The sequence below is a fragment of the Pseudoalteromonas sp. Xi13 genome, assembly GCF_003952205.1.
Classification (GTDB): domain Bacteria; phylum Pseudomonadota; class Gammaproteobacteria; order Enterobacterales; family Alteromonadaceae; genus Pseudoalteromonas; species Pseudoalteromonas atlantica.
In genome coordinates, this window is record NZ_CP034439.1 from 193,384 (window position 1) to 219,446 (window position 26,063).

Here is a 26,063-nt window from a genome sequence, read left to right on the forward strand (position 1 = left end):
GATTATGTCCTTGATAAAATAACGTGTTTATTTGCCAATAGTTTGCAAAGTGCATACCAGAGATAATAAATATGACAAATCAGGCTAAAAAGCAGGTAGCGCAATGCATGTTTTTTAGACAGTAATAAGTATAGAAGTGCTACCTAAAATTGTTTTTTCAAGTAGCAAAATAATGAGTTTACAAAAGGGGGGGAGGTTAGTTCAACCAACCTTGTTGTTTGCTTTTTATGCTTAAATATAAAAGCAAAAACGCAATAACAATCACTAAAATAGGCATAAACACCGCGCTTACCCCCAGCATTTTAATGCTATTTATCACAATGAAATTATAAAATTGCTGAATAAATATCGCTACCAACGATAGCGCAAAGGTAGGCGTTGCAAATGCATTTTTGACCAATAGTAGTATGCAGCCAAGGGTGCCACCAAATACCGCTACAGCAAATGCAATGGTAGACCATAAAGGCACGTTTGAATATGCAGCTTGTTGATCTAACGGAAGTTTACTTATCATCTCGGGGGTCATCATAAGGTGCATTATAAATGCAAACACACCTAATAAATTCCAGATAAGTGCTGCCCACAGGGCGGGTTTAAACCAATTGGGTGTAGCTGAGGTTGTCATATTATTACCTTGTTTTTATTGTATTTTACGAGGTAATTAAAGAGCAAAAAGGCTAACTGTTCAAGCCAGCCTATACATATAATAAAAACGACACAAAGCGCTAAGGGCTAGCCAAATGAGATAGGGCGACGCCCTGTATTTTCATCAACCTTTGGCTTTTTAGTGCGCTTTCTTTTATTTTTTGCCGGCTTTTGAGCTGTTTCATTAGGTGTTTTTTCTGGCTGTGGCTGGGTTGTTACCACTGGGCGCTCTACAGGAGTCGCATCTTCACTTAAAGTGAGTTGAAAAAGCTCGCCATCAAATTCAAGTACATCGCCACTGTATAATTTTTTCCGTTTTATTGTACATATTTCATGGTTAACCCCAACATAGCCTTGCGCTATTAGGTTTTTAGCTTGGCCGCCACCTTCTACTAAATCGAGTACTTTTAGTAATTTACAAAGCTCTATAGGTTCTTCTTCAAGTTCAATTTCAATGTATTCTTCTGACATGGTTATCCCTGTTGGTGGCGCATAAGCAGCAAGTATAAAGGCTTGCACTGTTTTTTGCACCTAGCAAGCTCGCCCGAGTGGGATAAAAAAGAGTGATAAATATAAAACTTTTTTCAACTTTAAAAAAACTGCAGCATTTGATGCGTATGCTCTAGCAAAAAATTTGGTGTGCTATTTGCTATTGCTTTGGCAAATAAAAAATCGTACCTAAAACATGGTAATTATTTCACCGTTTTAATTGTTTAGGTCTGCATATAATTGGAGCAGTAAATGGGCATAAGATTAGCAATGAAAAAAGAGCTAATGGGCTTAGATAATTCAGATATGCTGACAGCAGATGATGTAAGAGCTCACTTAGCTAACTCGGTAAAAACACAAAAAGAGCAAGATGAACGCGGCTTTTCGGTTATTTCTAAGTTTAACGATACGCACAGTCGGCTAATTAGTGGCGATACACTTAAAAAATCAAAACTGGAATTTGAACGTCATCGCTTATTTAATGAAGTTTTATATACACGCCAAAGTGTAGATGCCTGGTTAGACAGCCAAACAAATTATACCAACGTACAATAATACTTAATTAAGCACATGAGTATTAAGTTGCTATAGATAGTTACCTCCAATAGACTACAGTTGTAATCATTGGGGGTCGCTATGAAAAATCGCATTTTAATCTGTATGTGGGCACTATTATTAACTGCGTGCCAACAACCTACCGTTTATGTTTTTAGTGAAAACTTGCAAGATGAGCAGCGCAAGCAGCTCGATGCTGCGCTAAAAGCACAAAATCTCCCTTATGAATATGTTGAGCTAGAAATCCCATCTACCTTTGGTGAGGCCACGTTGCTTTTATCAAGCGATAAAATTTACCCAAAAGAAACTGAGCAGTTAGCTATTATTATGCAAGAGCTAGGTTATCAGCCCGAAATTAACTACACGACACGATCAAATCATTTTTATGGCGATGGCAATATAGGCTTTTATCTAAAAAATGCAGTGGCGGGGTCAACTTTTGTTATGCCTAAAAAGTTACGAACAACTCAATGCAGCGAAGACAAGTACAATGATTTACTCGTCACATTTACAGATAAATATGCTGACTTTACCTTACCCAGTGGCGCTGTTGTAAGGTTAGGTTGGGAGTTTTTATATGGTTACGTTGTTATTTATTACAAAAATTATTCGCAAACATACAGCCACTCACAACCACTTATAAATACGCCCTTTGGCGCCAAGCCATCCGATACGTATACATTTACGGCGCATGTTAACCACCCCAGCTGGCTTAATTGCTCATTACAAATTGTTTATATGGACTGAGGGGTAGAGTTAACCGTGGGTTTCTATGTGCTCACTAAGCTTTGCAATGCGCAGGCTCATACCTTCTATGATTCTATCTTTAATTTTTTCGCGTATTACATTAGGCAAGCGAGTAAGTGCCTCTGGGGTAATGGCAAGTACTATGGTGTCGGTTTTAGCGCGAGCGCTCGTACTGCGCTCGCGGTTATTAATAAATGCGCCTTCACCGATAAACTCACCGGGCTCTATAGTGCCAAGCTCCAGCAAGTGGTTATGTTTAAAAACAAGTAACGCACCGCTTAATACAATGTATAAGCGTTTGTCGTTATCGTATTGTTTAAATAAAAACTGATGCTGGTTAACTAAATACAATAACCCAAACGACTCTAATAACACTTGGCGTTCAGCAAGGGTGAAGTCTTTAAAAAAGTGCAATCTATTCACTATTTCCATTTGTTTAAACAATGGAATGTGTTCTATTAATTTCATCCTAGGGCCAACGAGTAACGGTTAGAAACTAGTTAATATTGCGCTCTTTTAATTTGCGGGTCAACGTGTTGCGCCCCCAACCAATTTTTATGGCTGCATCTTGTTTATGGCCAGAGCAATTAGCCAGTGCTGTTTTTATAAGGCGAGTTTCAAGCTGAGCTTGAATATCGGGCCAAATGTTTTCTTTACCTTGCTTAAGCTCTTGATTGAGCCATTGCTGAAACGCATCGAGCCAATCACCTTCTTGTTGAACAGGCGCTGCATCAATGATCTCTGGTGGTAGGTCTTGCTCACTTACTAATTCACCAGGGGCCATAACGGTCAACCAGCGACAGGTGTTTTCGAGTTGGCGAACATTACCAGGCCAGCTAAATAGCCTAAGCTGCTCTGTGGCTTTTGGGCTTAGTACTTTACTTTCTACTTGTAGGTCTTTTGCGCTTTTGTGTAAAAAGTGCTGCGCTAGGCGTTCAATGTCTTCAGTTCTTTCTCTAAGAGCCGGTAAACGAAGGCGCACAACGTTTAAACGATGAAATAAATCGTCCCTAAATTTACCCTGTTTTACTAAATCTTCTAAATTTTGATGCGTTGCAGCAATAATGCGTACATCTACTTTAATACTCTGGTGCCCGCCCACACGGTAAAACTCACCATCGGCGAGTACACGTAATAAACGTGTTTGCACATCCAGTGGCATATCGCCAATTTCATCTAAAAACAGTGTGCCGCCATTGGCTTGTTCAAAGCGGCCTTTACGAACGCTATCGGCACCAGTAAATGCGCCTTTTTCGTGGCCAAATAACTCAGACTCCACAAGCTCTTTTGGAATAGCGGCCATGTTTAATGCAATAAACTGGTTTTCTTTACGTGGGCTGTGGTTGTGTAAAGCGCTGGCAACAAGCTCTTTACCTGTGCCTGACTCACCATTAATTAGTACGCTCATACTTGAAGCCGACAGTTTACCTATCGCTCTAAACACTTCCTGCATCGCAGGGGCTTCGCCAATAATGTGCGCGCTTTTAGGTGGAACTTGTTTACGCTTAGTTTTTTTAGTTGAGTTTGCTCTACAGGCACTTTCGATTAATGCCACGGCTTCGTTTAAATCAAATGGCTTGGCTAAGTACTCAAACGCGCCTTTTTGAAATGCGTTAACCGCTGAGTCTAAATCTGAGTGGGCGGTCATTATAATAACCGGCAGCCCTGGGTTTTGCTCTGCTATGAGTTCAAGCAATGCCATGCCGTCCATGCCTGGCATCCGTACGTCAGATACCAACACGGTTGGCTGGCTAAATTTTAGCGCGCTTAACACGTCTTGCGCATTTGCAAAGCTTTCTGCTTCAAACCCTGCGCGTGTCAGCGCTTTTTCTAATACAAAGCGAATTGATGCGTCATCATCTACAAGCCAAACTGTTTTCATGCCAACTCCAAAACATTAATCTGCAAAAGGCAGATAGATATTAAATTCAGTATGGCCAGGCCAGCTATCGCAGTCTATATAACCGTCGTGCTGATCTATGAGCGTTTGTGCGATTGAAAGCCCTAGCCCTGAGCCACCTTCTTTGTTGGTGATCATCGGGTAAAACAATGTTTCGCGAACGCTAGGGTCTATGCCTGGTCCATTATCAGAAACCTGGATCAACAAGGCTTTTTTAGGGGCTTTTCCGGGGCGGCGATACTGATGATTAATGCGGGTTTTTATTTTTATTTCACCGCCATCAACTAATGCCTGTTGAGCATTGCGTACAATATTAAGTACAACTTGCTGAACCTTGCCTTGGTCAATAAACACATCAGGGATACTTGGGTCGTAATCTTTAACTAGACTAATATTTTTACAATTATCTAATGTGCTTAATTTAACAACCGACTCAAGTGTTTGGTGAATATTGCCATACGACTTTTGCGGAAGCTGATTTGGCCCAAGTAGCCTATCAACTAATTCGCGTAATCGGTCGGCTTGCTCAATTATAAGCTCAGCGCACTCGTCCCTTTCTTGTTGATCTACCTCATACTGCAATAACTGCGCCGCTCCGCGTATTCCCCCTAAAGGATTTTTAATTTCGTGAGCAAGCCCTCTAATTAAATTTCGTGCAGCTTGATATTGATGCATTTGGTTAGAGGCTTTGTCGTGTTTTATTTCTTCATCGGTTTTACGGCACTCAAGTAAAATATAGCGTTCGTTTTTAAACTTAACTTGGCGCGATGTAATGGCTATTTTTGCATGGCGAGAATCTATAAAGACCACGTCAGCTCTGTGCTGGCTGCAATCTACACCATCAACAAGTGAGTACTGGGCTATGCGCTCTAAATCCACAGAATGGTAATTAAATAAGCTGTTAAAGGTTTGCCCAATAATGCGCTTTTTACCCAAGCCGAGTAGTTCGCTGGTGCTGGTGTTGGCATAAACAAGGGTAAAACTTTTATCAAGTAACATGACCGATGTAGTTTGATTTTGCCAAATGGCATTGAGAAGTTCAGGGCTAAAATTTTGTTCGTTTGACATCTTTGCACCACTTTAGTGCGTTAATATTTGCAAGCAAGTTTTAATCAGTAAATACTGCTGCGCTAATTTTGCTTCATGAGACATTGTACTTAGTTTACAGCCTTTCTTTGCATCACAAAGGTACTGGGCTGACTGATAGCAATGGCTTGATTTTGTTTATTATAAAGTTTGAGATACAAAGTATGAGCTCCGTTTTCTACATCCCGTATGGCAAACGTTGATAAATCGCTTGCGGGCCCATAAGCGTTACCGTTTAAAAATAGCTGTATGGTAAAGCCAGCTTCAAAACGCGGTGTTATGCGGCTTGTTACGTACACCGAGCCGGTGTTTTCGCGTACGGTTTGGTTATGTGTAGGCGACGATATCATAATTTGAAAACGGTTAGGGTGCGTTTGCTGTGGTGAACCAGGGGTGTGTTTATCGGTCTCAGACAGGGTAAGATCTTGGCTGCTTAGTTTTATTTCGTGCGCGCCACTACGTGGTGTATCTGAGAACACTAAAACACCATTTTTATCTTTCCAAGCATAAATTTTCTTATTGCCTGCATAACTATAAATGCTTAATCCTAAAGCAAAAAATAGTAATAATATCCTGTAATTCACATTGCTACCCTGCATATTTTGTAATTACATAACTTTAGTGGAGATAACCCTAATTTACCATAAAAAAAAGCCCGCTAAGCGGGCTTGAGAACACACATTTATTATCTTATCGATAATTTTGTCTACGGCGTATTAAACGCTGTAGTACATTTCAAACTCAACTGGGTGAGTTGTCATGTTAAGTTTTTCAACTTCTTGAGATTTAAGTGCAATGTAAGCATCGATTAAATCATCAGTGAATACGCCACCTTGCGTTAAAAATTCACGGTCAGCACTAAGTGCTTCTAGCGCTTCATCTAGTGAAGATGCAACTTGTGGAATTTCTGCTGCTTCTTCTGCTGGTAGGTCGTATAAATCCTTGTCCATAGCATCGCCAGGGTGGATCTTGTTTTTGATACCGTCAAGGCCAGCCATAAGCATTGCAGAGAAAGCAAGGTATGGGTTAGCAGTTGGATCTGGGAAGCGTACTTCGATACGACGACCTTTTTCAGATGGTACTACTGGAATACGGATTGATGCAGAACGGTTACGTGCAGAGTATGCAAGCATTACCGGTGCTTCAAAACCTGGTACTAAACGTTTGTACGAGTTAGTTGAGGCATTTGCAAACGCATTGATTGCTTTAGCGTGCTTAATAATACCGCCAATGTAGTAAAGTGCATCTTCAGAAAGACCACCATACTTATCACCAGCAAAAAGGTTAACACCGTCTTTTGCTAAAGATTGGTGACAGTGCATACCAGAACCGTTATCGCCTACAACAGGCTTAGGCATAAATGTGGCCGTTTTTCCGTAAAGGTGAGCCATGTTATGAATAACATATTTCATCTCTTGGATTTCATCCGCTTTTAATACCATTGTATTAAAGCGAGTTGCGATTTCGTTTTGACCCGCTGTTGCAACTTCGTGGTGATGCGCTTCTACTACTTGGCCTAGTTCTTCAAGTACTAAACAAGTAGCTGAACGCCAATCTTGTGAAGAGTCAACTGGTGAACATGGGAAGTAACCACCTTTAACACCTGGGCGATGACCTGTGTTACCACCTTCGTAGTCTTTATCTGAGTTCCATGCTGCTTCAACAGCATCAATTTTGTACATAGAACCTGACATATCTGACTTGTATTTAACATCATCAAATAGGAAGAATTCTGGCTCAGGGCCAAATAAAACTGTATCAGCGATACCGGTAGATTTCATGTACTCTTCAGCGCGTTTAGCAACTGAACGAGGGTCACGCTCGTAACCTTGTAGTGTAGATGGCTCTACAACATCACAACGTACGATTAGCGTAGCTTCTTCTGTGAATGGGTCTAATTTTACTGAATCAGCTACAGGCATAAGTACCATGTCTGATTCGTTAATGCCTTTCCAACCTGCAATTGAAGAGCCGTCGAACATTTTGCCGTCTTCAAAAAAATCTTCATCTACTTGGTGATGAGGAATAGAAACATGTTGTTCTTTACCTCTAGTATCAGTAAAGCGTAAATCAATGAACTTAACGTCATTTTCTTTAATAAAATCTAAAACCGATTGTGACATGTGTCCTCCAACTGTTGGGTTTTATTATTGCTGCATTAAATGCTTTGGTTTTTTAGTAAGCCGATTTTATGCCATTATTTTAACTTGCTGTTTATTAAGTTAAAAATTATGGTTGCACAAAAGTGGTCACGCGCTTTGCACTTTTGTGGTGCGTAAAATATCCACATTGGTGCAAAAATTTCACGCTCGATTCTGCACGTATTTTAATCACCTAAATCAGCTTAACTTAAATAGTAAATAGTGCCAAAGCAATCAACAAATTAGCTAAAAAACGACAATTTATGTAATTTGTCGAAATTTATTTCATATAATTGTCATATAAAAAACAGATACTTAGTAAAAGTATTAAGAAAGTTTTTAAAATTGTATTGGATAAACTTTCATCCATGTCATTAATGAGGGATAATATGCGCCCTTTTAAATCCTATGCTGGGACATCTGGTGAAAACGCAGATGAGTGCGTAGATCTTGCAGGATCAATGAGAATAAACTTCTCTGAGTAAAAATATGAGCATCGAACAGTTAAGAAATATAGCGATTATCGCGCACGTTGACCACGGTAAAACGACATTGGTTGACAAACTACTTGAGCAATCAGGTACATTAGAAACACGCGGCGGTAACGAAGAGCGTGTGATGGACTCAAACGACATTGAGAAAGAACGTGGTATTACCATTTTGGCTAAAAACACAGCCATTTCTTGGAAAGACTACCATATCAATATCGTAGATACCCCGGGACACGCCGATTTTGGTGGTGAAGTTGAACGCGTACTTTCGATGGCTGACTCAGTATTATTACTTGTTGATGCTCAAGAAGGTCCAATGCCGCAAACGCGTTTCGTAACGCAAAAAGCATTCGCGCAAGGCTTAAAGCCAATTGTTGTTATCAACAAAATCGACAAGCCAGGTGCACGTCCTGATTGGGTTATGGATCAAATCTTTGATTTATTCGACAACCTTGGTGCAACTGACGAACAGCTAGACTTTAAAGTAATCTACGCTTCAGCAATCAACGGTTGGGCTACACTAGATTTAGACGAGCCGTCTGACAACATGGAACCTATGTTCCAAATGATCGTTGACGAAGTATCACCACCGGATGCAGATCCTGAAGGTGACTTCCAAATGCAGATTTCTCAGCTTGATTACAACTCTTATAAAGGTGTAATCGGTATTGGCCGTATCAAACGTGGTTCTGTTGTGCCTAACCAGCAAGTAACGATTGTTAGTGCTGATGGCTCTACGCGTAACGGCAAAATTGGTTCAGTACAAAGCTACCTAGGTCTTGAGCGTATCGAAACAGATAAAGCTTACGCTGGTAACATTGTAACGGTAACAGGTCTTGGCGAGCTTAAGATTTCAGATACTGTTTGTTGCCCTAACAACGTTGAAGCATTACCACCACTAAGTGTTGATGAGCCAACAGTAACAATGACGTTCTCTGTAAATAACTCTCCTTTCTGTGGTAAAGAAGGTAAGTTTGTAACATCACGTAATATTCGTGAGCGTTTAGACAAAGAATTAGTACATAACGTTGCACTTCGTGTTGCAGATACTGACAACCCAGATAGCTTCCGCGTATCGGGCCGTGGTGAATTACACCTTGGTATCTTAATCGAAAACATGCGTCGTGAAGGTTATGAGCTAGCTGTATCTCGTCCAGAAGTAATCTTACGCACTGTTGATGGCGTATTAGAAGAACCGTACGAAACACTAACAATTGACTGTGAAGAAGAGCATCAAGGTTCTATCATGGAGCAAATTGGTCTTCGTAAAGGTGAACTTACTGATATGGCACCAGATGGTAAGGGCCGTATGCGTTTAGACTTTATGATCCCAAGCCGTGGCTTAATCGGTTTCCAAACTGAGTTCATGACGTTAACTTCAGGTTCTGGTTTACTTTACCATACATTCGATCACTACGGTCCGCACAAAGGTGGCGAGCTAGGTGTTCGTAAGAACGGCGTAATGATTGCAAATGCTACAGGTAAAGCACTTACTAACGCATTATTTAACTTACAAGAGCGTGGTAAATTATTCATCGGTCACGGTGTTGAAGTTTACGAAGGTATGGTTATCGGTATTCATAGCCGCGATAACGACCTTACAGTTAACGCCCTTAAAGGTAAGCAACTTACTAACGTTCGTGCATCTGGTACAGATGAAGCACAAACATTGACGCCACCATTGAACTACACACTTGAGCAAGCGCTTGAGTTCATCGATGATGACGAGTTAGTAGAAGTAACACCTGAGAACATTCGTATTCGTAAGCGTCACTTAACTGAAAGTGAGCGTAAGCGTGCGGGTCGTGCTCCAAAATCATAATCTATTAATTTAGAGTAATGGTTTAAAAGCCGCTGTATTGCAAAATACAGCGGCTTTTTTGTGGGTTAAAACAAGAGTTTTCAGCTATAAGTTATCAGCGGTGTATAGAACGGCGCAGCTAAATAGGCTGGTTTAAGCTGAAAGTCAGTAGGCTATATAAACCTGCAACAATGCATAGTGGTAGTGCGTATTGGTAGAGTGTTTTTTCGTTGGGTTTCGCTGCGCTCAACCCAACCTACTTCTCAACTATTTATTAGTAGTTACTTTTTGGCAGTAGCGTGATTTTTTCCAAATATCTCAGTGTTTATAGTTCGTTCTATAGTGAAACTGCCACAGTGTATTTATCTCTAAAAGCGCAGCGCCTCTTATCCTCTTTGTGAATAATTCACTTAAAAAATATTTGCACAAAGAGAAGTAAAAGAGTCAAAGCTTAATCAATCGATAACGCAAAGCATCTGTCATTGTTGGTAGGGTATTTTTTCGTTGGGTTTCGCTACGCTCAACCCAACCTACTTCTCAACTATTTATTAGTGGTTACTTTTTGGCAGCAGGGTAATTTTGCCAAAGACATCTGCGTCTATAAAACCGCGGTTTCTGTCGCCATTGACTGGCTGTACTTCGTGAGAGCCCATAAAGTGCTCGCGTACTTCGCTGCCATCGTTATCGCAATACGCGAGCATAAAACCAATGACTTGTTTTTCATTAAGCGTAATGGGCGTGTTTACAGCGCCTTCTTGGTAATCGTTAGGGTAGAGCTTTATAGCGACTTCCCAGGTGATGTTATAAGGGGCTTGGGTATTACGCTTCCAGTTACTCGTTAAGTGGTCGGTGTATAGATGGGCTTTTTTATCGGGGCCGTAATCGGCGGCTTGGTTATCAAGGCCAATATGATATGCCAACGCGGTATGGTTAAATTGGTGAATACCACCTGAGGCGTCGCTATCGATAAAAATTTCCAGAGCATCGTCATCCCAATATTTTACGGTCGGGTCTGGATGCGCATCAATAAGTACATCGCCAGTTATATCCGCTTGTAAATACAGGTAGTTTTTATCCCACAGCAGGCGGTAGCGGCCTTTAAAGTCGGCATCTGATGAGGGCAAGGTGCCATCCATTAAATGCGGCATATCATGCCACGTTGCTTTATCCCATGCGCTTTCAGATACGCCATCGATAGTAATAGGGGTCGATGTGTGCGCTACATCAATGGCCATTACTGGGGCGCTTAATAAACAGCTTAAAGCTAATGCGTGTTTTTTCATTAATTTCTCAATGTTAATATGTATTTAGATATAACAATCATCCTAAAACAGTTCAGCAATGAGTTACAGTGAAATACTTTCGCCTTCGTTTAAAATATATAAAGGTGTGGTTGAAGCCATTTTATTGTGCATATGTAGCAACCTTAGCAGTGCTGAATGGCTTGTCCGGTCGCCCATTTTCCAGCTTGAGTTACCATAGCCCCACGGTATCATTACTTTACAGTTAAGGTCACTAGCTGCATTTACAGCATCCTCTGGTGTGGTGTGTACATAACGATACCAAGTAGGGCTGTCTTCACTGTAATACGAGGCTATGGGCAGTAGGCATATGTCTATATCGCCATACTTTTGTTGAATGTCTTTAAAGTGTTTTGAGTAGCCGGTATCGCCTGCAAAAAAAACGGTACTGCCGTTTTGCTCAAGTAACCAGCCATTCCATAGATCTTTATCGTTATCTTCGTAAATAAAGGGTACCAATACACGGCTACTAAAGTGGTGCGCTGGTAGGGCATGAATCGTTAAATCATCAAGCTGTGTTTTTGCATACCAGGCCATTTCGCTAATGTTATAGCCACCAGTAGGGAAGTTGTCGGCCATACCTAATGGCGTTAAGTAGCGAGGTTTATTACCAAGCTCTTCTATATCGGCTTTATTAAAGTGATCGTAATGAATATGCGAGTACATCACTGCACTTAAGTTTTTAAGCTCGTTTTGTGTAAGCCAATCGCCGGGTTGCCTGTAAAACCCTGAGGCTAACCTAAAGGCTAAATCAACAGGTGAGTCGAACTGCTCTTTTACAGGATCAAATAGCACATGTTGTCCGTTAGGTGTGCGGATCATAAACCCAGCGTGCCCTAACCAGCGCACGGTAAAGCCCGTATTTAAATTAATTGGCTTTTGCTCAGCAATAAATTGGCAATCTTCAGCGTCTTGTTTGCATTGTAATTTAGGGCTTGGCGGGTAGCAGTCGGTTTCGCAGGTGGTGGGGTAGGTTTTTTTGCCAGGGTAGAGGTTATAAAAGCGTCCTTTTCGCTCCCCTGTTTGATGCTGCGGGGTAAGCGTGTTTTCCCCTGCAATCACCTCAATGCGATTAGCAGTTTCGCAAGCGCTAAGCAATCCACAAATAAATACAAGGCTGGTGGTTTTTAGTTTCATTGTTGTTATCTATTAATATTTTTATAAAAGTATAACAACATCAAAAGATTAACAAATAGTTCAAAGGTAACAAAACGTAACAACAAAAAAGCCTGCAATATGCAGGCTTTGTTAGGCAGATTTTAATTGATTAGCCAGCGCTATTCATTTGCTCTATAAACTTGTTTGAATCGGCAATTGATTTATTCATGTCGTTCATCAGCACTTGAATATCACGCTTTAAATTAGTGAATTCGCCCTTAATAGCGGCAACCGCTTGTGCGTTTAAGTTATGCTTTAAGTACAGTACGTTATCTTGTAAAGACGATAGTACTGGTTCCATTTTGCTTTCTGCACTGCGCATAGAGCGTAGTAACTGGTTAAATTGGCGTTGTGTAGCCGCTAGCTTTTTACTGCTTTCGCGTTTAAGCGACGCGCTTTTGTATTGCTCAAGCTCATCGCTCCATTCATCAAATAAAGCTTCTGCTACATCTTCAACTTTATTAATATTGCTCGACACTTCATTAGCGGCTGCTAAGCTCGACTCATAATCATCGTTAAGTTGATTGTAGGCATCTTGTAACTCGCCGCCATCAAAATTAATTAAAGTTGTTAGGCGCTCAAGTGCTGATTGAAATTCTTCTTGCGATTCTTCTTGTGAATCTTTGGTCTCTTCTACGCGGTCAATAAGAATGTCGCGCTTATGTACACCTACTTTTTCCATTGCAGAATAATAGGCCGACTGACAGCCCGATAAAGTAAGCGTAATGGCCAGTACCGAGGCGCTAAGTAATGTTTGTTTTTTCATTTGGATCCCTATTTACCAGTAAGTGCTGTAAATTATGGTGCTGATTGCTATCATAATCAAAATTCGATTAGCACAAGTCAATTGTATGAATGATAAGCTCTCCCTTTATAAACAGCAAGCTATCTCCTTTTTGAAGCAGCAGCCAAGCTGGTGGATGCAATACGTTAACCGCTGTATAGACGATCAAATTACGGTAAATGCAGGCTACCTTGCCTATGTTACTTTGCTTTCTTTAGTGCCTTTGATAGCGGTAGGCGTGGCAATATTTTCGGCCTTCCCGGGGTTTGAGTCGACCCGCATAGCCATAGAAAGCTTTTTGTTTACTAACTTTGTACCTACCTCATCTGATGTGATTAAAGAGCATATAAGCTCCTTTGCTGGCAATGCGAACCAAATGACCGCGGTGGGTATTGGCTTTTTAGCGGCGATTGCATTGCTGCTTATACGTAATGTTGATGCCACGCTTAATCGCATTTGGCGTATTAAGAAAAAACGCCCCATGATGATCTCTTTTGCGGTTTATTGGATGGTATTGAGCTTAGGCCCCGTACTGCTGGGCGCAAGTATTGGTGTTACATCGTATATTGTTTCGTTAGTGTCGTTTGCCGATCAGGGCATTCCTGGGTTTAGTGGCTTTTTGTTAAAGCTGGTGCCTTATGGCTTTTCGATGATTGGCTTTTTAATGTTATACACTTTAGTGCCTAACACGCCTGTATCTATTAGGGCTGCGCTACCGGGGGCTCTTTTTGCGGCAGTATTATTTGAGCTGACTAAAAAAGGCTTTGCGCTTTATATTAGCCACTTTCCATCGTACGAAGTAATTTATGGCGCTGTTGCGACCATTCCTATTTTATTTGTGTGGGTGTATTTGTCGTGGGTGGTGGTGTTATTAGGGGCCGAATTTACCGCCTGTATAAGCCCTAATCATGTACCACAAACACCAGAAATAGACATTGATGAAGAACTAAAAACAGAGGAACGCAGTTAAATGCAAGGCTTAATACAACGTGTAAAAAGTGCCAAAGTAGAAGTTGATAACCAAGTTATAGGTGAAATTGGCCAAGGTATATTATTGTTACTCGGTGTTGAAAAACCAGATGATGAGCAAGCCGCCGACAAGCTGTTGCATAAGGTAAGTAATTACCGAATATTTACTGATGAAAACGACAAAATGAACTTAAGTCTAAAAGATATAGGCGGTGAGTTACTCGTGGTGTCGCAATTTACATTAGCGGCTGATACTAAAAAAGGCATGCGCCCAAGCTTTTCATCAGCAGCCACACCTAGCCAAGCTAACGCGCTTTACGAGTACTTTGTAACTCAAGCTAAAGCGCAGGGTATTAGCGTGGCAACGGGAGAGTTTGGCGCCGATATGCAAGTGAGCTTGTGTAACGATGGGCCTGTTACGTTTAACTTATCGGTTTAATTACCAGCTTTAGTAACAATAATAATATGATTCACAAAGCCCGCAATTTTATGCGGGCTTACTTTTACGCCAAACACATTAAATAGTAACTGCTGTAACTGAATTAACTGCGACTCATGTTGCGACAAAAAGTTTATAAATAGCGTGCCACCTGCGTTTAGCGCATCGTATATTTTTTGATAAAAAGCGCGTTCAAACAAAAATCGAGGTGCATCTATCTGGCTAAATAAATCAAGAATAATCCAGTCATGGTTATGTGCCTTGCTAAGTACATTTTGCGCGTCATCACACTGCACGTCACTTTGGTTTTTAAGAGCGAAAAAATCTGTATAGCAGGCAATTATATCTGCATTTTTTTCAACTGATGTTACGTGTGCCTGCGGGTAAGTGTATTGTAAGTAATTACGTATAGCGCCACCGCCAAGGCCAAGTTCTAACACATGATTTGGCGGTGCTAAGGTTTGCCACTGCTTAGCTAAATAGGTTAAATGTGGAAATAGTAAACGCTGTGGATTGTTAAGCTCTATCACCGATTGCAATGTATCGTTAATTAGCAGCCAGCGAAGCTGCCCGGATTGGCGAACCTGTATGTGATCGCCTGCATATTTATGCCAGTAAACTAGTTGCCCAATATCTTGGCTGTGGCTAATAAAGTGGCTACTCACTACACCCGTTGAAGGGTTTATAAAATCGCTCATAACATTAAGGGCCTGTTGACCTTTCAGGATTAAAGTTTGTTCAATCTAGGGGCGATTTAATCGCGGCGCGAGATTTGTAACCTGGTGGGCTAGGTAACTGCTCCTGCGTTACTCTACTGGCTTACACCCATGTAGGCAACAAAGAGTAAATTTCCCCTAGGCAGAACCCTTCGCTCAGTGCATGTTCAATCTCTAAAGGCCCAGCATAAACTAGCTGATGCGATGGGTAAAACAGTTATTTTTTCGCTTGCTTACCAAAGTCGTATTGGCAGTGTTTAAAAGATGGAGTATGGTATTTGCCATAATAATTCCAACCAACTTAATCTTTAATTTTCTAATGTAAAAACCAATGTGCAGGTTAAAGAGTTATTAAGTTGGATTACATGCCGTAGCCTTTATTTTTTATTTACGGCAAAACAACAGGAGTATATATGTTTCAAGTAACTACACCGCAGAGCAGCGAAGACTGGCAAGCGTACTATCAATTACGTTGGGAAGTACTACGTGCGCCTTGGAATGAGCCTCGTGGCTCTGAACAAGATGATATGGAACAAGACTCAGAGCATCGCTTTATAAAAAATAACAACGGTGATGTGCTTGGTGTGGCCCGTTTACACTTTAACAACCATGAGCAAGCGCAAGTACGTTACATGGCCGTAGCCGAAGGTAACCGTAACCAGCATATTGGTAGCCGTTTATTACACGAGCTTGAAAAAATAGCATGGACGCAAAATGCAGGCGAATTAGTGTTATTTGCTCGCGAGCGTGCGCTTGAGTTTTATAAGCGCCATGGCTACGAGCTAAAAGAAAAAGCCCACTTAGCGTATGGCGATGTACAACATTTCAAAATGATTAAGCAAAAGCCTAGTGAGCCGGGTTGGTTTCGCCACCCTGATTGGACGCAAGTACTGCAAAATATTTGGCGTGAATCAATCCCAATTAGTGATGCAATGGGTATAAAAGTAGAAAGCTACACAGATTGGCAGTTTACAACGCGTGCAGATTTAGACGCTAACTTAAACTTACACAACACTATGTTTGCAGGCTCTATATACAGCTTAGCAACCTTAACCGGTTGGGGCGCAACGTACTTAGCGCTTAAAGAGGCAGGGCTTGAGGGCAATATTGTATTAGCCGATGCCACTATAAAATACTTAAAACCACTTAATACCGACCCACGCGGTTGTGTTGATGTGCAAACCTGTAAAGGTAAACTCAGTGAGCTAGAAACAACAGGCAAAGCAAGTTATGTAGTACCTGTTACTATATTTGATGGCAGCGATGTTGTTGCAGAGTTTGAAGGGGTGTTTGCCGTTAAAAAATAACGAGTAACGCTTTAATAAAAAAGCCAAGCACTTTATAAAAGGGCTTGGCTTTTTTTATGGTGTATTAATAAATTAGAGTAAATCGGTAAGTAATATACCTACACCAATACGCTCTACATCAGCGTTATAATCAATTAGGCTCTCACCGTAACCGTTAAAGTATTGCGCGTAGCCACGTAAACGACCCCAAAGCGGGAATGACCAATCTAGTTGAAGTGCACCACGGTTATCTGAATTTAAATTGTTACGAGTCATAAAGCTAAACTCGTGATCGTGATAACGATACGCCCCGCCAAATTCAAAGTAACCCATGTATTTGTAAATATCTGGATTGTCGTCGCCATCGGCTTCTAATATATTGTCTTTTTCATCCTCAGCAATGCGATACCAAGGTTTAAAGCTAAATACAAAACCGCTCTTTTCCCATATAAAATCGGCGTAAATTCGGTTCCATGAACGAGAGTTTGGCTGGCTGCGGCCATTAGATTGGTGCGAAATACCCAGCGCTATGGCCATTTCGTCGCCCCAAAGTACGTTTTCTTGGTCTAGGTAGTTTACCCAAAATATTTCTGGTTCGTAGTTGGTTTCACGAAACGGAGAAGAAATCTCTGAATTATAAATTTGCCAATACGACTGCAAAGTAAAGCCAAAAAAGATGGCTTGGTCGTCATCTGCAAAATCATCGTACAGTGGCACTTTAATAGAAAGCTGGTATTTAGCCTCTAGGTTATCAAGGGGTTCGCCATTTTCTTCATCTGTTAGCTCGTCAAAGCCATCAAACGGGCGATCGTTAGGGTGCGAGACATACGATAAAGGTAAAATGTAGTTACGTTTATGCGGCGTAATTACGTTACGATTTTTTTTGCTTACCTCTTCGCGAGCCTTGCGTTTATCAAGTGCGGTAAGTTGTTTGTTTTCTTCAAGGGCGGAGCATTTTGTGCGCAGCTCGTCTAGGGTTTGCTTACCATCGCCACCAATTACTTCATTTAAAATACATTGCTTAACTAGCTCTATGTCGTTGTCTTGTTCATTTTTTTTAACCTCTTGTTGGGCAAAAGAGGGTGTGCTTAGTAAAGCCGTAACTGCAATCCAATAACGCCAGCTCATTGTTTATTCCTTTGAGAGTAAGGTAGATTTATAAATTATAACGTGTTTTTACATTTGTAACGGTGAACTTTCACTGAATTTACACTTATTTGATTACCTTACGTTTACACCGTTATCACAGATCAAAAAAAGCGGCATATAGCCGCTTATATTGTAAGTTAGTTAACTTACTCTCACGCAATGAGAAGGGGGAGTTATAGCGCGGTCCGTTATAACTCAAATACGTTAGTAAAAAACTTATATAGTTCAGTGCCTTGGTTTACGCTTGCTGAGGCAAAATGCAAAATAGCAATTGCATCGCAATCAAGGCTTAATGTTTGTAGGGGCTGCTCAGTTAAATAGCGCTCCATGCGTAATATATGGGCTATTGGCTCACCTGCCTTTATGTGTGCGCCTAACGGAGCAACATATTCAACCATGCCGCCAATCGGCGCATAATAAGCAAAGTAGTCATCTAAATGGCACGCATAACGGGTCATCTGCTTAGGTTGATGCGCTGCATCTACTAATACATTTTTATGGTTCAAATAGCTTAAAATGCTGTTTGCATCATCAAAGGCGGCTGCTAAATCTATTTTTTCTTGGCTGCCTAGCTCTACTGTAAAGGCCTCAACCTGTACATTGAAGTCCCTGCCTTGCGCACTAAGTGCATCACTTAGATGCCACCATGGGCAAAAGCTAGCTTCATCCATTGCGCCATCAAAGTCGCTTGGAATTAGCAGTACGTGTTCAATATTAAAATAACGTGCGCTGTCGCTGGCATACGTTGGACAGTACAGATGCTTACTTGAAATAGGCCCCGTATGTAAGTCGAGCACGAGATCGGCTTGATGCGCAAGCTTTTGCAGGTTAAGCGCAATGCGTTTACCGGTATTGAGCAAGTAAGCTGGGCCGTTAAGTTTGGCATCTATTTCATCAAGCAGGGCTTTTTTAAAATTACTTTTTAAAGCTGCATCGTCGTACTGGCTATGCTCGTGTGCAAACTGGGTGACTAAATCACTATTGTAGTGATACATACGGTTCCAGTTAGTGCCAGTAATAGGGTCGAATCGGCCAAGGGTAAATTCCCCTGATTTTTGATTACAACCAATAGGGTTAGCATAAGGTACTAAGGTAATGTCGCCTTTTAAATTGAGCTGTTTTAACTGCTCTAGCAGCTGAAAAATAACCGCGTTACCTTGTACCTCGGCGCCATGCATATTGGCTTGAATATACACGCTTGGCCCGCTGCCATCGCCTTTTAAGCGATACACCGGAATAGTTAGGGGTAAGCCGTTTGCTACTTCCCCTACTATAATGTTTTCTTGGCTAATGGGTGTTGTTATGCTCATGTTTATTACCTTAAGTAGTGACTGGCATCTTCTGCTTGGCGCACACACGTGAGCTCGCCATTTTGTAACACGTATTCTGCAGCTAGTTCATGGCATAAAAAATAGGGCATGCTTTCGGTAAAACCATAGGCGCCACATTGGCTAAACACCAGCCAGTCTTGCTCGTTTAAATCGCTTGGTAGGGTATGCTCGCCTAAGCAATCAAGGGCAGTACATAATGGGCCATATAAGCTCATTGCTTGTTCTGGCGCTGTTGATTCGCGCAGTAACGCCGCAGGAAAATCTTGGCTTGTAACAGCAGGGCGCAATAAGTGGTTAATACCACCGGTTAAAATAACTTGCTGTTGCCCGTAGTTTTGTTTGCACTCAACGACGGGGTTCGCGTAATGACCGCATTCGCCTACAGCGTAACGGCCAAGCTCCATCCAAAGCTCGTCTACACCCGCATCTTTTTTAATTTTTGCCAGCGCGGTGATTAATCCATCCCACTCAAGTGTTGCATCGTTTGGTGTGTAAGGAATACCTAAACCGCCGCCTAAGTCTAAAATTTTAAGGTTTATATTTAAGTTATTAGCCAAGGTGGTAAGCGGTGCAATCATTTGCGACCACAGCTCGCTTAGCTTTTGCGTGCTAAGCATGTTGCCCCACTGAAAAATATGCAGACCATCAAAATTAAGTGCTGGGTAATCGCCAGAATTGAGCGCTTGCCATTCATCGCAACCAAGCCCAAACGGAGTAAGGCTGTCACCCCCTAATGGGTTTTTTTCACCTTCTGGCCAGCGTAACTGCACACGCAGTAATACTTGCAGCTGCGTATTTTGCAGCTGCGCTTGCTGGTTTAACCAACGTACTTGATTGAGGCTTTCGGCAACAAAAATACGCACGCCGCGCTCAATAAAGTGTTTAATTTGTTTAGGGCTCTTTGCAGGCCCTGTGTTGAGCACGCGCTGTGAACTAATACCTTGTGCAAGGACTTGTTCAAGCTCACCTTTACTTGCTACGTCAAAGTTAAATCCGGCGCTGTCTAGGCATTGAATAACCTTAGAAAGCGGATTGGCTTTTACCGCATACCAAAGCTTTACATCGGATTGCGCAACTAAACGGGTAAGGTGTGCGTTTAGTTTGTCTAAGTCGTAAACAAAAAAAGGTGTATCAAGTTGCTGAGTAAGTGTATTTACGGCGGCCTTGATAGGCGTGCTCAAAAAGCTCATTATCGTAAAACCTCTTCTAGCAATAACGATGCATCGCTTTGCTCGTCGCGGTATTTAACAATGAGTGCACACGACATGCTTAAGCCTTGCTCACGAGCCCATTCGTTAGACGCAGGGCGAGAGCCTGGTATTACAATAGCGTACTCTGGAATTGGCTCGCCTTTATCTAGCTGGCGCTCGTTAACACAGTCGTAAACCGGAATAGTGGCAGATAAACGCACACCTGGCGCAAGTACCGCGCCTTTTTTAACCACTACGCCTTCAACAATAACACAACCTGCGCCAATAAACGCATCGTCTTCAACCACGACTGGGCTTGCCCCAATTGGCTCAAGTACACCACCAAGTTGAACAGCTGCGCTTAAATGTACATTTTTACCAACTTGTGCACACGAACCCACTAATGCGTGGCTATCAACCATAGTACCTTCGTCGATGTATGCGCCAATATTTACGTACGCTGGTGGCATAATAATAGTGCCTTTAGCTACGTAGGCTCCGCGGCGAACACTGGTGCCACCTGGTACCATACGCACGCCATCGTCAGTGCTAAATTCTTGCGGTGCAAGGTTGTGCTTATCAACAAACCCGCCTGCAAACTCGGTGTTAGTGCCATTTTTAAAGGCTTCTAAAATGCCTTGTTTTACTTCTACGTTAGCTTCCCATTGGCCGCTTTCGTTTTGTGATGCTGCGCGTACTGCGCCCGATTCTAAATTATTTAGTAGTTCTAACCAGCTCATTATAAAAACCTGTGTTTAATGCCAAGATAAAATGGTGTCGTTTGCAGTGGTAATGCAATCGGTTTGCGTTAACTCAAGATGCGTTAAAGGTGGACGCAACAGTGGGCTATTTAAACGCCCTTGCTGGTGCATTAGCACTTTTACGGGAATAGGGTTTGCTACAGCAAATAGGCTATTAATAGCCCGAGTCCACTGAGCAAATAAATTGGGGTGTTGACCGCTTAGGCTGCGCTTTACAAATTCATGTGTTTGCAAAGGCCATGCATTGGCCGCAACCGAAACTAAGCCTTTTGCACCTGCTTGGGCAAAGTAGGGCATAAGTGCATCGTCGCCACTGTATAGCGCTAAATTAGGCGCGGCTTGTCGGTATGCTTCAAATTGGGTGATGTTGCCACTGGCTTCTTTTAAAGCCCACAGTTTTGGGTGCGCTTTTAAGTTTTCAATGGTCTCGATAGGAATGCTTACACCGCTGCGCCCAGGTACGTTGTACAACATACACGGATGCGCGCTTTCGTTTAATAAGCTTTCGTACCAATGTGTTTGACCTACAGCCCCTGGTTTTGCATAAAGAGGCGAGCCTAATAAGTAGCTGTGAATAGGTAATTGGTTACAGTAGCTAACCCATTCTTTTTGTTGGGCCAAATTACTACCACCAACAGCAACCATAAGCGGTACACTGGGTTTTAATTGGCACACGTGCTCAACAATGCCTTGCTGCTCTTTAAGCGTAAGGGCTAAGCCTTCACCTGTGCTACCGAGCAGTAAAATACCGTTGTGTGCCGCTTCTTGTTCGCTAACAAGTGTTGTGAGCGTGTCGTAGTCAACATTACCTTGTTGATCAAACGGCGTAACAAGCGCTGTCCACAGTGCGTAGTCGTCTAAATTGAAGTTGTGAATCATCTCTTACGAACCTATAAGGTGTTCGAGATATTAAGGAGGCTGTATGATGTGAGCCGCATTAACGTCGTTCGAACAGTATTCGAAGAGCGAATGGGCTTAAAATAATAGGGCGCACGGCCTTATTATTTAAGACCAGAAGCTCTCCACCAAACTAATAAGCTGTTTTAAAACAGCTATTGGTGACAGTCGCTAGGATTCAACCTAGTCGCCCGAAGTAATTGCTTCGCAAAAGCGTTTACCTCTCGGCGGTATTCCCCTCACATATGCTCACTGGAGTTTGCGCTCCTAACATACGCTACCTGAATAACGCACCTCTTCTAGCCCTTTGTATTTTATTTAACCGCTAAAGGTTTAACAAAATACAATTTAAATAGGGTAATTGCGGCGATTAAAACATTTTAGCCGTCTAGGTGTCAAGTTGCAGGATACAGATTAGTTCATCGAAAATGTGGGTGGTTACGTATTGGCTGCTTTTCTCGTAAACTAACCCTATGAGCAGTGATGAGGTATTTAATAAGTATGGAAAAATTTAGCGATATTTATAAGCGAGCAGTAGAGCGAAAAGGTTCTGAAAAAATGCTTAAGTTATTACTCGCAAAACCCTTATCTAAAAAAGCATTAAGCGCATTAAGTGACGACGATTGGCTTGAAGAGTTTACCCGTAAAGTATTTCAAAGCGGGTTTTACTGGTCGGTAATAAACAGTAAATGGCCAGGTTTTAGAGAGGTTTTTTGGCAGTTTAGTGTTGATAAATTACTTATGATGCCGCCCGATATGCTCGAGCAAAAAGCAACTGATGAGCGCATTATTCGTAATTATAAAAAGGTAAAAACAATTCCTGAAAATGCCTACATGATCCACGAAATAGCTCAGGAACATGGCAGTTTTAGCAAGTTTGTAGCTAACTGGCCAAGCGATGACATTATTGGTTTATGGGCATATTTAAAAAAACACGGCGCCCGTTTGGGCGGCAATACAGGCCCGTATGCCTTAAGAGCGCTTGGTAAAGATACTTTTTTACTTTCGCGAGATGTAGAAAGTTACCTAAGAGCGCACAAAATTATCGATGGCGGCCTGCAGACTAAAAAATCACTCACTGCCGCAGAGGCGTTTTTTAACGAAATGCAAAAGCAAAGTGGTTTGAGCCTGCAAGAACTTAGCTTAATTGTGGCTTACAGCGTGGGCGACAATCGCGTAGGCATAAGCCAACAAACAGAGGATTAACCATGAAACTAGTGCCAAGATACACAGACATAGCAGATAACTTCGCAATAGAGGATAGTCCTTCAAGCGTTGCAGCTGCGCAATTACTTTTGTGGAACGAAGCGTTAGCACAGCAGTTTAATATAGATGTTGAGCCTGCGCTGCGCGCCAGTACTTTTGCTGGTAACGAGCCACAACCGGTAAATGCTGTAGCGCTTGGCTATTCTGGGCATCAGTTTGGGCACTTTTCGCCGCGCTTGGGTGATGGGCGAGCGCACTTACTGGGTGCTATCAGCGATGATAAAAATCAGCTGTGGGATATTCAGTTAAAAGGCTCAGGCGCCACGCCTTTTTCAAGAGGAGGCGATGGGCGATGTGCACTAGGCCCCGCTATTCGCGAGTATATTATGAGCGAAGCTATGCATGGCTTAGGGATTAAAACCACGCGGTGTTTGGCTGTTGTCGGCACAGGCGAAGCTGTTTATCGTAATCCGCCGCAACCTGGCGCAATTGTTACCCGCTTAGCAAGTAGCCATATTCGCGTTGGCTCGTTTCAGTATTTAGCAACTCAAGGTGATGTAGAGGGATTAAAAAAATTAGCAGATGTAGCCATTGAACGCCATTACCCAAGTATTCAATCAGCAGGGGCTCAGCGCTATTTAGACTTTTTAGCAGCCGTTATAAATAGTCAGCTAGCGCTGGTTATTAGCTGGATGCGAGTGGGCTTTATTCATGGCGTTATGAATACTGATAATACCTTGATAAGTGGCGAAACTATCGACTACGGCCCGTGTGCAATGATGAATACCTTTGATTTTGATACCGTATTTAGCTCAATTGATAAGCAAGGTCGTTATGCCTATGGTAATCAGCCAAATATTGTAAGTTGGAACTGCGCGCGTTTAGCTGAGAGCCTAATCCCGCTAATAGATGAAGATGATGAACAAGCTGTAAGTTTAATGACGCCGCTAATTAATCAGTTTTCTACGTTATTTAACGAGCAATATAATCAAATGTGGGCACAAAAATTAGGCTTAGCAGGTTATAACGAAGACGATGTAGAGCTTGTAAGTAAGTTATTATTGTTATTCCAAGAGCATAAGCTCGATTACACCAATACCTTTGATGCCTTAACCGAGTCACTAAAGGGTGGCAAAGTGCCAGATGAATTAACGCAATGGGCCATGTTATGGCAAAAAAGATGTGATGAAAACAGCTATAACCTAATGAGAGCGGCTAACCCAAGGGTTATACCGCGTAATCACATCGTCGAAGAAATACTTGCGCAATATAATCAACACGGCGAGAGCGAGCTGTTAAGCGACTTCTTAGCGGTGATGAGTAACCCATATGATAAAACAGCTAATTTAGCCCGCTTTCAAGAGACAGGTAAAGATGACAAGGGCTATCAAACTTTTTGCGGTACTTAAGTATTGTAATTAATTGTAAGTTTTTGATTATAAATAGTCATTTTTAAATAATGCAGTGTACAATGATTGAGCAGTTACACACTCGGTGTTATTGTGCGCATTCATAAAAAGTAACTATTTATAAATTACCATAATTTATTAATTGCAGATTAGGTAAAAATTTTTACTTAACCTACAATTGGTGGTTGGAATGCCTGTAGATCGTTGAAAAAATTTATAAACTTTATTTTTCGTTAAGTATCGATTAACAAAAGCTCGGGTAGTGTGTACAAAACTGGTTGAGCTAGTATTGATTAGCTACAATTTTCTAAGTTGTTAAAATGGGAAGAAAACAATGAAATTAAAATCACTTACAATTGCAATTGCGTTAGCTGCAACTAGCGCGTCTACATTCGCTGCCGATAAAGAAGAAGGTTTCTACATTGGTGCATTTGGTGACTACTATGATGCGTCATGGGAAAACATGCGCGCTCAAGCTGGCCTTGACGTAAACGAGTCAACTGGTTGGGGTGTAGAAGCAGGTTACCGTTTCAGCGATTACTGGAGCGCACGCCTTGAGTATGCAGATATGGACTTTAACGCGTTCGATAAAGCTGCGGGCAATCGTAATAATATCGACGGCGAGCGTTACGGTATTGATGCGCTTTACCACCTTGACGGCGGCCCTTTCTACGGTCTATTCGGTATTAAAGAAATGGACGTAGTAGATGACAACACATTCTTAAACGCAGGTGTTGGTTACCAACACTTTATTACTGATGGCTTTTTCGTAAACGCTGAAACTGCGGTATACCAAGGTCTTGATAAAGGTTACACAGATGTAGGTGCTAAAATTGGTATTAACTACTTATTTGGCCAAAACTCTATGCCTGCACAGCCTGTAGAGCCAGCGCCTACAGCAGTAGTAGAAGTACCTGTAGAACCTAAAGACAGCGACAACGACAACATCCTAGATAAAGATGATAAATGTCCTAACACGCCAATGACAGACGCTGTGGATGGCGATGGCTGTACTTTATACGAAGACCGTGAAGTAACAACAAGCTTATTAGTTACTTTCCCACATGATTCTGCACAAGTTGGTCAACGTTACTTTGACGACATTGCATCAGTATCTGAGTTCTTAAAAGAGCACGAAGATACAACTGTACTACTTGAAGGCCACGCGTCAGCGGTAGGTAACGCAAACTACAACAAGATGCTTTCTAAAAAGCGTGCTGATGATGTAGCACAAGAGCTAATTAAAGATGGCATTGCTGAAGATCGCATTACAACTGTTGGCCTAGGTGAAGAACGTCTTAAAAACACAGCTAACACGAAAGAAGCTCACGCTGAAAACCGTCGTGTAGAAGCACATGTAAAATCTATTGAACGTGTAAAAGTTAAGCGTTAATAGTTACTTACTTTATTTTAAAAACCCAGCTTAGTGCTGGGTTTTTTTATGCCTTTAAAACAGCATATGCAGTATTAGCCTGATTAAACAAGAATGATTATTACTTAATAAACATTCACGAAAATAGAATTTATGCTTACCACTATTCATAATATTTATAGTCGGTATAATCAGTTGCTTAGCTGGATGGATTTTCATCTATACATAAAAGCTTTATAA

General features: G+C 41.7%; 25 protein-coding genes and 1 riboswitch. Of the genes, 9 read left to right on the forward strand and 16 right to left on the reverse strand.

Translation table 11 applies throughout. The features are described 5' to 3' along the window. Positions 1-196: 196 nt before the first annotated feature. Together EJ103_RS00935 and EJ103_RS00940 are read right to left on the reverse strand one after the other, a co-directional pair. Entirely contained in the window at positions 197-625 is a 429-nt protein-coding gene (locus tag EJ103_RS00935; protein ID WP_126005522.1) for a hypothetical protein, read from the reverse strand. A 107-nt stretch (positions 626-732) separates the two neighbouring features. Next, positions 733-1,116 (reverse strand): RNA-binding S4 domain-containing protein, encoded by a 384-nt coding sequence (locus EJ103_RS00940; RefSeq protein WP_055255192.1) that lies wholly within the window; start codon positions 1,114-1,116, stop codon positions 733-735. 270 nt (positions 1,117-1,386) lie between these two features. On the opposite strand from EJ103_RS00940, the gene EJ103_RS00945 reads away from it, so the two are divergent. Both EJ103_RS00945 and EJ103_RS00950 read left to right on the forward strand, forming a co-directional pair. Continuing rightward, positions 1,387-1,689 (forward strand): hypothetical protein, encoded by a 303-nt coding sequence (locus EJ103_RS00945; protein ID WP_126005524.1) that lies wholly within the window; start codon positions 1,387-1,389, stop codon positions 1,687-1,689. 81 nt (positions 1,690-1,770) lie between these two features. Then, positions 1,771-2,436 carry a hypothetical protein gene (locus EJ103_RS00950; RefSeq protein WP_126005526.1) on the forward strand — a complete coding sequence of 222 codons (666 nt, stop codon included), beginning with the start codon at positions 1,771-1,773 and terminating at the stop codon, positions 2,434-2,436. Positions 2,437-2,445: 9 nt separating this feature from the next. On the opposite strand, the gene EJ103_RS00955 is transcribed toward EJ103_RS00950, so the two are convergent. The 5 genes from EJ103_RS00955 to glnA form a co-directional block, all read right to left on the reverse strand. After that, a complete protein-coding gene (locus EJ103_RS00955) occupies positions 2,446-2,904 on the reverse strand; it encodes a cyclic nucleotide-binding domain-containing protein (protein WP_004589450.1) in 459 nt (152 codons plus the stop codon). Between the two features lie 28 nt (positions 2,905-2,932). Further along, positions 2,933-4,318 (reverse strand): nitrogen regulation protein NR(I), encoded by a 1,386-nt coding sequence (glnG, locus tag EJ103_RS00960; RefSeq protein ID WP_126005528.1) that lies wholly within the window; start codon positions 4,316-4,318, stop codon positions 2,933-2,935. Between the two features lie 15 nt (positions 4,319-4,333). After that, positions 4,334-5,404 (reverse strand): nitrogen regulation protein NR(II), encoded by a 1,071-nt coding sequence (glnL, locus tag EJ103_RS00965; RefSeq protein WP_004589452.1) that lies wholly within the window; start codon positions 5,402-5,404, stop codon positions 4,334-4,336. A gap of 89 nt (positions 5,405-5,493) precedes the next feature. Further along, positions 5,494-6,006: a DUF4124 domain-containing protein gene (locus EJ103_RS00970; RefSeq protein WP_126005530.1), complete on the reverse strand. Its 513-nt coding sequence runs from the start codon at positions 6,004-6,006 to the stop codon at positions 5,494-5,496. A 132-nt stretch (positions 6,007-6,138) separates the two neighbouring features. After that, positions 6,139-7,545 carry a glutamate--ammonia ligase gene (glnA, locus tag EJ103_RS00975; RefSeq protein WP_024031998.1) on the reverse strand — a complete coding sequence of 469 codons (1,407 nt, stop codon included), beginning with the start codon at positions 7,543-7,545 and terminating at the stop codon, positions 6,139-6,141. 507 nt (positions 7,546-8,052) lie between these two features. On the opposite strand from glnA, the gene typA reads away from it, so the two are divergent. Then, on the forward strand, positions 8,053-9,876 hold the full coding sequence (gene typA / locus EJ103_RS00980; protein WP_004589455.1) for a translational GTPase TypA: 1,824 nt from the start codon (positions 8,053-8,055) through the stop codon (positions 9,874-9,876). A 527-nt stretch (positions 9,877-10,403) separates the two neighbouring features. Here typA and EJ103_RS00985 read toward each other — a convergent pair. From EJ103_RS00985 to EJ103_RS00995, 3 genes are all read right to left on the reverse strand, one after another. Continuing rightward, on the reverse strand, positions 10,404-11,138 hold the full coding sequence (locus tag EJ103_RS00985; protein WP_126005532.1) for a CBM9 family sugar-binding protein: 735 nt from the start codon (positions 11,136-11,138) through the stop codon (positions 10,404-10,406). Positions 11,139-11,201: 63 nt separating this feature from the next. Beyond that, entirely contained in the window at positions 11,202-12,293 is a 1,092-nt protein-coding gene (locus EJ103_RS00990) for an MBL fold metallo-hydrolase (protein ID WP_126005534.1), read from the reverse strand. A 130-nt stretch (positions 12,294-12,423) separates the two neighbouring features. Beyond that, positions 12,424-13,080 carry a DUF2959 domain-containing protein gene (locus EJ103_RS00995; protein WP_126005536.1) on the reverse strand — a complete coding sequence of 219 codons (657 nt, stop codon included), beginning with the start codon at positions 13,078-13,080 and terminating at the stop codon, positions 12,424-12,426. An 85-nt stretch (positions 13,081-13,165) separates the two neighbouring features. On the opposite strand from EJ103_RS00995, the gene EJ103_RS01000 reads away from it, so the two are divergent. After that, positions 13,166-14,068 (forward strand): virulence factor BrkB family protein, encoded by a 903-nt coding sequence (locus EJ103_RS01000; protein ID WP_024032002.1) that lies wholly within the window; start codon positions 13,166-13,168, stop codon positions 14,066-14,068. Beyond that, positions 14,069-14,506 (forward strand): D-aminoacyl-tRNA deacylase, encoded by a 438-nt coding sequence (dtd, locus tag EJ103_RS01005; RefSeq protein ID WP_054983371.1) that lies wholly within the window; start codon positions 14,069-14,071, stop codon positions 14,504-14,506. On the opposite strand, the gene EJ103_RS01010 is transcribed toward dtd, so the two are convergent. Then, positions 14,503-15,204 (reverse strand): fused MFS/spermidine synthase, encoded by a 702-nt coding sequence (locus EJ103_RS01010; RefSeq protein WP_126005538.1) that lies wholly within the window; start codon positions 15,202-15,204, stop codon positions 14,503-14,505. The two genes, dtd and EJ103_RS01010, sit on opposite strands and share 4 nt — an antisense overlap. A gap of 431 nt (positions 15,205-15,635) precedes the next feature. Between EJ103_RS01010 and EJ103_RS01015 the strand changes: the two genes are divergently transcribed. Then, the gene (locus tag EJ103_RS01015; RefSeq protein ID WP_024032005.1) at positions 15,636-16,529 is read left to right on the forward strand and encodes a bifunctional GNAT family N-acetyltransferase/hotdog fold thioesterase; all 894 of its coding nucleotides are present in this window, start codon (positions 15,636-15,638) and stop codon (positions 16,527-16,529) included. Between the two features lie 72 nt (positions 16,530-16,601). Here EJ103_RS01015 and EJ103_RS01020 read toward each other — a convergent pair whose 3' ends face one another. The 5 genes from EJ103_RS01020 to dapA form a co-directional block, all read right to left on the reverse strand. Then, on the reverse strand, positions 16,602-17,636 hold the full coding sequence (locus EJ103_RS01020) for a phospholipase A (protein WP_004588421.1): 1,035 nt from the start codon (positions 17,634-17,636) through the stop codon (positions 16,602-16,604). Positions 17,637-17,845: 209 nt separating this feature from the next. Then, positions 17,846-18,967, reverse strand: a complete 1,122-nt coding sequence (locus tag EJ103_RS01025) for a succinylglutamate desuccinylase/aspartoacylase family protein (RefSeq protein ID WP_126005539.1) — start codon at positions 18,965-18,967, stop codon at positions 17,846-17,848. A 5-nt stretch (positions 18,968-18,972) separates the two neighbouring features. Next, on the reverse strand, positions 18,973-20,178 hold the full coding sequence (locus EJ103_RS01030; protein WP_126005541.1) for a PLP-dependent decarboxylase: 1,206 nt from the start codon (positions 20,176-20,178) through the stop codon (positions 18,973-18,975). After that, positions 20,178-20,918: a 2,3,4,5-tetrahydropyridine-2,6-dicarboxylate N-succinyltransferase gene (locus EJ103_RS01035; RefSeq protein ID WP_029773501.1), complete on the reverse strand. Its 741-nt coding sequence runs from the start codon at positions 20,916-20,918 to the stop codon at positions 20,178-20,180. The genes EJ103_RS01030 and EJ103_RS01035 overlap by 1 nt, the downstream gene beginning before the upstream one ends. A gap of 15 nt (positions 20,919-20,933) precedes the next feature. Then, positions 20,934-21,818 (reverse strand): 4-hydroxy-tetrahydrodipicolinate synthase, encoded by an 885-nt coding sequence (dapA, locus tag EJ103_RS01040; RefSeq protein ID WP_029773500.1) that lies wholly within the window; start codon positions 21,816-21,818, stop codon positions 20,934-20,936. Between the two features lie 128 nt (positions 21,819-21,946). Beyond that, positions 21,947-22,143, reverse strand: a riboswitch (Lysine riboswitch). A 194-nt stretch (positions 22,144-22,337) separates the two neighbouring features. On the opposite strand from dapA, the gene EJ103_RS01045 reads away from it, so the two are divergent. The 3 genes from EJ103_RS01045 (at position 22,338) to EJ103_RS01055 (ending at position 25,844) form a co-directional block, all read left to right on the forward strand. Next, entirely contained in the window at positions 22,338-23,042 is a 705-nt protein-coding gene (locus tag EJ103_RS01045) for a DNA-3-methyladenine glycosylase I (protein ID WP_126005543.1), read from the forward strand. Positions 23,043-23,044: 2 nt separating this feature from the next. Beyond that, positions 23,045-24,451 carry a protein adenylyltransferase SelO family protein gene (locus EJ103_RS01050; RefSeq protein ID WP_126005545.1) on the forward strand — a complete coding sequence of 469 codons (1,407 nt, stop codon included), beginning with the start codon at positions 23,045-23,047 and terminating at the stop codon, positions 24,449-24,451. A gap of 334 nt (positions 24,452-24,785) precedes the next feature. Then, positions 24,786-25,844: an OmpA family protein gene (locus EJ103_RS01055; RefSeq protein WP_004588161.1), complete on the forward strand. Its 1,059-nt coding sequence runs from the start codon at positions 24,786-24,788 to the stop codon at positions 25,842-25,844. Positions 25,845-26,063: the final 219 nt, after the last annotated feature.